A 6,601-nucleotide genomic window follows, 5' to 3' on the forward strand; every position below is an offset into this window, starting at 1 on the left:
GAGCGGGTTTACCCGCGAAGAGGCCGGTGCAGGCCCCATTGCCTGCAGCAGCAACCTGCTCTATTACTACCCACAGCCCTACCCTCACCCCCGAGACCACCATGCTGGCGTTCATCCAGTCCTTCCCGTTGTTGCTCGGTACTGCCCTGATCTTGCTCGACCTCATGCTCTGGCAAGTCATCCCCATGCAGCGCCGTGCCTGGCGCATTGGCACGCGGCTGGTGATATTCCTGCTATTCAGCTCGGTGCTGGTGGCTGCCGGCATGAGCCCGCTGCAACCGCCACCCTGGCCCGACGATGTCTCGCGCAACCTCATGGCCACGGTACTGGCCATCGGCTGGTGGCTGTTTGGTGCGCGCACGGTCACGGTGGTGTTCGGCCAGCTGCTGGTCGCCCGTGGCAGCCATGGCGGCCGGTTGCTGCAGGATGTGCTGGGGGCTTTGATCTTTCTGGCCGCCGTCGTGGCTGCCGCGGGCTATGTGATGCAGCTGCCGGTGAAGGGCTTGCTGGCCACGTCCGGGGTGATGGCCATCGTCATCGGTCTGGCGCTGCAGAGCACCCTGGCCGACGTATTCAGCGGCATCGTGCTGAACACCACGCGGCCCTATCAGATTGGCGATTCAATCTCCATCGACGGTACCGAAGGCAAGGTGCTGGACATCGACTGGCGCGCCACGCGCTTGCTGACCGGCAGCGGCAGCCTGGCGGTGATCCCCAACTCGGTCGCGGCCAAGGCGCGGCTGCTCAACCACAGCCGCCCGGCCGATGTGCATGGGGTGTCGATCAGCGTGGTGGTGCCGGCCAAGGTGCGGCCCAAGCGGGTATTCGATGCGCTGGAAAAGGCCCTGCAGGGCGTCAGTGCCATTCTTGCGACCCCAAAGCCGAAGGTGACGGTGAAGGCCTCGACGCTGGAGTCCGTGGAGTACGAGGCCAGCGGCTTCGTGGCCGACGCGGGCACCAAGGGCGACGCACGCAATCAGCTGTTCGACCTTGCCCACCGGCACCTGGAGGCCAGCGGGGTGATGTGGAACGTGGACCTGGCCCTGCCGCCGCGCAGCCGCCAGCGCGAGGTGCTGGACGAAGTGCGGGTGTTCCGCTCGCTAAGCGATGAGGAGCGCGACGCGCTGAGCCAGCGCATGACGGCGGTGGAGTACCTGGCGGACCAGGTGATACTGGGGGTTGGCGAGCTTTCCGAGCATTTGCTGGTGATTGGCAGCGGTGTGGTTTCGGCGTCGGTGCGCGAGGGCGACAAGCGGATCGAAGCCGGGCGCATGGGGCCGGGAGAGGTGCTGGGAATCGAGGGCATCATTGATGAGGATGACTCGTTCGCCGAGTTCCGCACGCTGACCAGTTGCGTGCTGTACCGCATCGAAAAGGAACAGGTGAAGAGCTGTTTGCAGCAGCGTGGCGAAGTGCAGACGGCGTTGAGCAAGTTGCAGCGGTTCCGGCGGCAGAGCCGGGAATCGTTGTTGCTGCAGAAGCCGGCCCTGATCAAGAAAGGCGGCTTCCTCAGCTGGCTGCACAAGTAAGCCTGCGCCGGCCTCTTCGCGGGCATGCCCGCTCCCACAGTGCCCGCGCAATTCCGGAATGCTGCGCGGTCCCTGTGGGAGCGGGTTTACCCGCGAAGGGGCCAGTTGTTACAACACAACCCTCAGGCACTGCCCCGCGTGGTACAGCGAGAAGCCGGATTCGTAGAACGCAGTCCGCAGCGAAGGCGCACTCACGCCGCTCATCGGCGAGAACGGAATCGGCAGGCTGTCCGCGTCACCCTTGAGCAGAAACTCGGCAAAGGCACGGCCGATCACGGTACCTGTGGTGTTGCCCCGCCCGTTGTAACCCGTAACCGCCACCAACCCCGGCGCAGGCTCGAACAGGCGCATCAGGTGGTCGGGGGTAAAGTCGATACAGCCGGTCCAGTGCATTTCCCACTCGACCTTGCCCAGCTCCGGGTAGTAGTGGCTCTGGATACGGTCCGCCCAGCTGCGCACAAACCACGACGGCTTGTTGTCGACCCGGCCCAGGCTGCCGAGCAGCAGGCGGCCCTGATCGTCGCGGCGGATGCTGCTGAGCACGGTACGGGTGTCCCACGAGCCTTGGCCGTGTGGCAGCACTTTATCGGCTGCGGCGCCCTGCAGCGGCTTGGACGCCACCTGATAGTAGTAACCGCGGAAGAACTGCTTTTGCAGGTTGCTCCAGTCGCCTTCGGTGTAGGCGCCCGTGGAAATCACAACCTTGTCGGCGCGCACCGAGCCACGCGCAGTCTTCACCCGCCAGCCATCGCCATCACGCTCCAGGCCTTCAACCGAAGACTGCTGGAACAGCTTGCCACCCAGGCGCGCCACGGCAGCCGCCAGGCCCTGGGTGTAACCCATGGGGTTGATGGTGCCGGCGCGGCGGTCGAGCAGCGCGGCGGAAATCTTGTTGGTACCGCAGTATTCCTGGCATTGGGCGCCGGTCAGCAGCTCCACGTCGGCACCGCGGCGGCGCCATTGTTCGTGGCGGGCTTCGAGGTCGGCAATGCCGGTGGCGTTGTGCGCCATGTGCAGCGTGCCTTTGTGCTGGGCCTGACAGTCGATGCCCAGACGCTCGATCATGGCGAACACTTCGCCAGGGGCTTCGCCGAGCACCTTGTTCAGGCGGCTGCCCTGCTTCTGGCCGAGGGTGGCCTCGACGTCGTCGGGGCGGATCCAGGTGCCGGCGTTGACCAGGCCGACGTTGCGCCCGGAACCACCGTGGCCAATCTTCCAGGCCTCCAGCAGGATCACCGACTTGCCCTGTTCGAGCAGATGGATGGCCGCCGACAGGCCGGTAATGCCGCCGCCGATCACGCAGACATCAGCCTTGTGCTCACCGGCCAGGGCCTGGGCGGCAACGGTCGGTTTGCTGACGTGTTCCCACAAGCATTGTTGACGCAGTTCGGACATGGCCCGGCTCCAGCAGTGTTGTTCTTATAGCGTTGGGGCGGCGCTGCCGCCCATTCGCGGGACAAGCCCGCTCCCACAATGATCAGTGCCACCTGCACGATCCCTGTGGGAGCGGGCTTGCCCCGCGAACCGGGGGCTATGCCCCCGGCCTTGCAGCATGGATCAGTCGAACACGATACCCTGCGCCAGCGGCAGCTCGCGCGAGTAGTTCACGGTGTTGGTCTGGCGACGCATGTAGCCTTTCCACGCATCCGAACCCGACTCACGACCACCGCCGGTTTCCTTCTCGCCACCAAACGCACCGCCGATCTCGGCACCGCTGGTGCCGATGTTGACGTTGGCGATACCACAGTCGCTGCCCGAAGCACTCTGGAAGCGCTCCGCCTCACGGATGTCGGTCGTGAAGATGCACGACGACAGGCCTTGTGGCACTTCGTTGTTCAGGCGCAGGGCCTCTTCGAAGTCGTCGTAAGCCAGCACGTAAAGAATCGGGGCGAACGTTTCGTGGCGCACCACGTCGCTCTGCGCCGGCATTTCGGCGATGGCAGGCGATACGTAGTAGGCGTTCGGGTACTGGTCGGCCAGCTGACGCTCGCCACCAAACACCTGGCCACCTTCGTCGCGGGCCTTGGCCAGCGCACCCTGCATGGCGTCGAACGACAGCTTGTCGATCAGCGGGCCCACCAGGTTGTCTTTGCGTGGGTCGCCAATACGCACTTTGCCGTAGGCGGCTTTGACGCGGGCAACCACTTCGTCCTTGATCGAGCGGTGCACGATCAGGCGGCGCAGGGTGGTGCAACGCTGGCCGGCGGTGCCCACCGCCGAGAACAGGATGCCCCGCACGGCCAGGTCCAGGTCGGCGCTCGGCGCCAGGATCATGGCGTTGTTGCCACCCAGCTCGAGGATGCTACGGCCGAATCGGGCAGCTACACGTGGGCCGACTTCGCGCCCCATGCGGGTGCTGCCGGTGGCGCTGACCAGCGGTACGCGCGGGTCATCGACCATGGCTTCGCCAGCTTCACGGCCGCCGATCACCAGTTGTGCCAGGCCAGCCGGGGCATCGCCGAAGGCTTTCAGGGCTTTGTCGAACAGCGCCTGGCAAGCCAGAGCAGTCAGCGGGGTCTTTTCAGACGGTTTCCACACCACCGAGTTACCGGCCACCAAGGCCAGGGCGGTGTTCCAGGCCCATACGGCAACCGGGAAGTTGAAGGCGCTGATGACGCCAACCACGCCCAGCGGGTGCCAGGTTTCACGCATGTGGTGGCCCGGGCGCTCGGAGGCGATGGTCAGGCCGTACAGCTGGCGCGACAGGCCCACGGCGAAGTCGCAGATGTCGATCATTTCCTGCACTTCGCCCAGGCCTTCCTGGGTGATCTTGCCGGCTTCGATCGAGACCAGCTCGCCAAGGTCGGCCTTGTGCTCACGCAGCACTTCGCCAAACAGGCGCACCAGTTCACCACGGCGCGGGGCTGGCACAGTGCGCCAGGCCTCGAAGGCGCTCTGGGCCTGATCGATGCGGGCGATGGTCTCGGCCTTGCCAAGCAGTTTCACCGAGGCGATCTGGCTGCCGTCGATCGGCGTGTGAACAGGGTAGTCGCCCTGGGTGTAAGCCTCGGCGGCAACGCCAAGGCGCTCGAGCAATCCAGCAACCATTGTGTTTCTCCTACATCGGGTGATGGGGTGGAAAAATGATGTGGATCAGTATTAATCCGATCACATAGGTACAACAAACGACCTTTATTCCGCATATCATTCCGTCAGGTAATGATTTGAGCCGCAGAGACCACTATGTCCAAACGCCTGGTGCCTTCCATGACCGCCCTGCAGTGCTTTGAAGCTGCAGCCCGTCATTTGAGCTTTACCCGTGCCGCCGAAGAACTGCACCTGACCCAGAGCGCCGTCAGCAAGCAGGTAGCGCAACTTGAAGACATGCTGCGCCATCACCTGTTCCTGCGCATCCGCCGGCGCCTGCAACTGACCCCGGCCGGCAGCCTGTACCTGGCCGAGGTCAACAAGATCCTCACCCAGGTGGACATGTCCAGCCGCTACGTGCTCACTTACGGCGAGCAGACCGAGATATTGAAAGTAGCCACTCAACCGAGTTTTGGCGTGCGCTGGTTGATCCCGCACCTCAAGGGTTTTGGCAAACGCCACACCAACATCCACCTGGACATCCGCAACGAGATGGAGCCGTTCGCCCTGCTGCAGGGCTCGGCAGACGTGGTGTTCTTCTATGGCCAGGGCACCTGGCCTGGTGCCACCTGCGTGGAGCTGTTCCGCGAAGAGGTGGTGCCGGTGTGCGCGCCGGAGCTGCTGGCCGGGCGCACGCTGGGCGATGCTGCAGAACTGGCCGACCTGGTGCTGCTGCAAAGCACCTCACGGCCCGAGGCCTGGCATGAGTGGTTCCGGGAGCTGGGTTTGCAAAGCGTCAGCGCCTACCACGGGCCACGCTTCGATACGTTCTATATGGCCTTGAGCGCGGCGCAGGCGGGGTGCGGGGTGGCGTTGGTGCCGCGTTACCTGGCGGCGAAGGAGTTGGCCGAGGGTAGCCTGGTGGTGCCGTGGAACCATGCGATGCGCAGTGCCGGGGCGCATTACCTGGCGTATGCCGAGCATGCGGCGGAGGTGCCCAAGGTGCGGGCGCTGGTGGAATGGATTCAGGAGCAACTTCAGGCTTGAGATTGCCGGGGCAGCGTTGCGGCCCATTCGCGGCACAAGGCCACGCCTGCAAACAGCACGCGGTCCCCTGTAGGAGCGGCCTTGTGCCGCGAATGGGCTGCAAAGCAGCCCCAATGGCCCTGAAGGTCGATCAAAAAAGGAATGACACACTCACTTTTTTTCGCTTGTGAGCCAAGTGCATTCCCAGCTTTCATGTAAGCGTCCGAACCCAACCAGGAAGCTAGCGATGCCCGCCCACGATTTCGTCAGCCCAGACAGCATTCGCGCGCAGTTCTCTGCTGCCATGTCGCTCATGTACAAACAGGAAGTGCCGTTGTACGGCACGCTGCTGGAGCTGGTGAGCGAAATCAACCAGCAGGTCATGGCCCAGCAACCCGAGGTTGCCCAGGCCCTGCGCTGGACCGGCGAAATCGAGCGCCTGGACCACGAGCGCCACGGCGCCATCCGCGTCGGCACCGCCGAAGAACTGGCCACCATCGCCCGCCTGTTTGCCGTCATGGGCATGCAGCCGGTCGGCTACTACGACCTCAGCTCCGCCGGTGTGCCGGTGCACTCCACCGCCTTCCGCGCGGTACACGAGCAGTCGCTGCACGTCAGCCCGTTCCGTGTGTTCACCTCGCTGCTGCGCCTGGAGCTGATCGACAACCCGCAGCTGCGTGAGCTGGCACAGAGCATCTTGGCCAAGCGCCAGATCTTCACCCCCCGCGCCCTCGAACTGATCGCCAAGTGCGAGCGCGATGGCGGTCTGAACGCAGCCGATGCCGAAGCGTTCGTGCAAGAAGCGCTACACACCTTCCGCTGGCACCATGACGCCACCGTCACCGCCGAGCAGTACCAGCAACTGCACGACCAGCACCGCCTGATTGCCGATGTGGTGGCCTTCAAGGGCCCGCACATCAACCACTTGACCCCACGCACCCTGGACATCGATGCGATCCAGCTCGGCATGCCGGCCAAGGGCATCCCGCCGAAAGCCGTGGTCGAAGGCCCGCCCACCC

5 protein-coding genes are annotated in these 6,601 nt (G+C 64.6%); 3 read left to right on the top strand and 2 right to left on the bottom strand.

The window, feature by feature from the left end; genetic code table 11:
• Window positions 1-101 precede the first annotated feature (101 nt).
• The gene (locus tag AC07XM_RS10935; RefSeq protein WP_016489792.1) at window positions 102-1,529 is read left to right on the top strand and encodes a mechanosensitive ion channel family protein; all 1,428 of its coding nucleotides are present in this window, start codon (window positions 102-104) and stop codon (window positions 1,527-1,529) included.
• Window positions 1,530-1,637: 108 nt separating this feature from the next.
• On the opposite strand, the gene amaA is transcribed toward AC07XM_RS10935, so the two are convergent.
• Window positions 1,638-2,924 (bottom strand): L-pipecolate oxidase, encoded by a 1,287-nt coding sequence (gene amaA / locus AC07XM_RS10940; protein WP_023047191.1) that lies wholly within the window; start codon window positions 2,922-2,924, stop codon window positions 1,638-1,640.
• A 162-nt stretch (window positions 2,925-3,086) separates the two neighbouring features.
• A complete protein-coding gene (amaB, locus tag AC07XM_RS10945; RefSeq protein ID WP_016489794.1) occupies window positions 3,087-4,577 on the bottom strand; it encodes an L-piperidine-6-carboxylate dehydrogenase in 1,491 nt (496 codons plus the stop codon).
• Between the two features lie 135 nt (window positions 4,578-4,712).
• Here amaB and AC07XM_RS10950 point away from each other — a divergent pair, with 135 nt between their 5' ends.
• Together AC07XM_RS10950 and AC07XM_RS10955 are read left to right on the top strand one after the other, a co-directional pair.
• Entirely contained in the window at window positions 4,713-5,603 is an 891-nt protein-coding gene (locus AC07XM_RS10950; RefSeq protein ID WP_102690205.1) for a LysR family transcriptional regulator, read from the top strand.
• Window positions 5,604-5,829: 226 nt separating this feature from the next.
• Window positions 5,830-6,601: VOC family protein (locus AC07XM_RS10955; RefSeq protein WP_146026073.1), on the top strand; the 772-nt coding region annotated here is incomplete at its 3' end.

The organism is Pseudomonas sp. GW460-LB5 (assembly GCF_059423245.1).

What these genes read in the sequence shown, in the direction of transcription:
- amaB (WP_016489794.1), bottom strand. Translation starts at nt 4,577, where the DNA reads ATGGTTGCTGGATTGCTCGAGCGCCTTGGCGTTGCCGCCGAGGCTTAC.
- AC07XM_RS10950 (WP_102690205.1), top strand. Translation starts at nt 4,713, where the DNA reads ATGTCCAAACGCCTGGTGCCTTCCATGACCGCCCTGCAGTGCTTTGAA.
- amaA (WP_023047191.1), bottom strand. Translation starts at nt 2,924, where the DNA reads ATGTCCGAACTGCGTCAACAATGCTTGTGGGAACACGTCAGCAAACCG.
- AC07XM_RS10935 (WP_016489792.1), top strand. Translation starts at nt 102, where the DNA reads ATGCTGGCGTTCATCCAGTCCTTCCCGTTGTTGCTCGGTACTGCCCTG.